This window comes from Rubrimonas cliftonensis, assembly GCF_900107585.1.
GTDB classification, from domain to species: Bacteria; Pseudomonadota; Alphaproteobacteria; order Rhodobacterales; family Rhodobacteraceae; genus Rubrimonas; species Rubrimonas cliftonensis.
On the sequence record NZ_FNQM01000093.1, the window covers coordinates 1 to 1214 of the forward strand.

Consider the following 1214-nt stretch of genomic DNA (forward strand, 5'->3'; position numbering starts at 1 on the left):
GACTGCGCCTGCGGCGTCGGCGGCGATGCTCAGGATCGCGCCCTCATGCGCCGCGATCCTCTGCGGCGGCAGGCCGGGGCGGAACAGCCGCACGGCCCCGTCGCCAAAGCTGGCGAAGACCACGCCGCCCGAAACCACGGCGCCGGTCACCGGCGCGCGCGCCTCCACCCGTTGCGCCGCGCGCTCCTTCTCGGTCTGCGGGAAGCCGCGCCGCAGCGTCTCGACAGTCGCCACGCTCATGCCGCCCGACACGCCTCGAAGCCCTCGCGCAGGCCCATGCCGTCGAGATTGCGGCCGATGAACACCAGCCGCGAGACGCGCGGCGCGCCCTCGGGCCACGACCCCATCGGCGCGCCGTCCATCAGCATGTGCACGCCCTGGAACACGTAGCGGTCGGCCTCGCCGGCGAAGTTCAGGATGCCCTTCGAGCGCAGGATGTCCTGCCCCCGGGTCTGCAGCAGCCGGCCGAACCACGTCTGGAACGCTGCGAGGTCGAGCGGCGCGTCGCTAGTCAACGACAGGCTCGTGACGTCCTCGTCGTGTTCGTGGTCATGGTCGGAGGTCAGGAAATCGGGCTCCACCGCCAGCACGCGCTCGAGGCTGAAGGCGTTCAGCCCGAGCACGGCATCGAGGGGCGTATCGCAGCGGGCCGTGCGGATGATCTTCGCGTAAGGGTTGATGCGGCGGATGCGCGCCTCGACGCCGGAGAGATCGGCGTCTCCCACAAGGTCGGTCTTGTTCAGCAGCACCACGTCGGCGAAGGCGATCTGCTCCTCGGCCTCGTGGTGCTCGCCCAGCTGGCCTGCGAGGTGAACGGCGTCGGCCACGGTCACGATGGCGTCGAGCCGCGTGCGCTCGGCCACCTCCTGATCGACGAAGAAGGTCTGCGCCACCGGGGCGGGATCGGCGAGGCCGGTGGTCTCGACGATGATCGCGTCGAGCCTGTCGGCGCGCTTCATCAGCCCGCCGAGGATGCGGATCAGGTCGCCGCGCACGGTGCAGCAGATGCAGCCGTTGTTCATTTCGAACACTTCCTCGTCGGCGTTCACGACGAGGTCGTTGTCGATGCCGGTCTCGCCGAACTCGTTGACGATGACGGCGTAGCGCTTGCCATGACGTTCGGTGAGGATGCGGTTGAGCAGCGTGGTCTTGCCGGCGCCGAGGAAGCCGGTCAGCACGGTGACGGGGATCTGGGGGGTGGCGATCTGGTCCAA

The 1214-nt window shown here is 69.4% G+C and carries 2 protein-coding genes; both read right to left on the minus strand.

The features are described from left to right. The coding region (locus BLW43_RS22740) for a hypothetical protein (RefSeq protein WP_217632300.1) at positions 1–240 on the minus strand (240 nt) is incomplete at its 3' end. After that, on the minus strand, positions 237–1214 hold a 978-nt coding region (locus BLW43_RS22745), incomplete at its 5' end, for a CobW family GTP-binding protein (protein WP_425441200.1). The genes BLW43_RS22745 and BLW43_RS22740, both read right to left, overlap by 4 nt.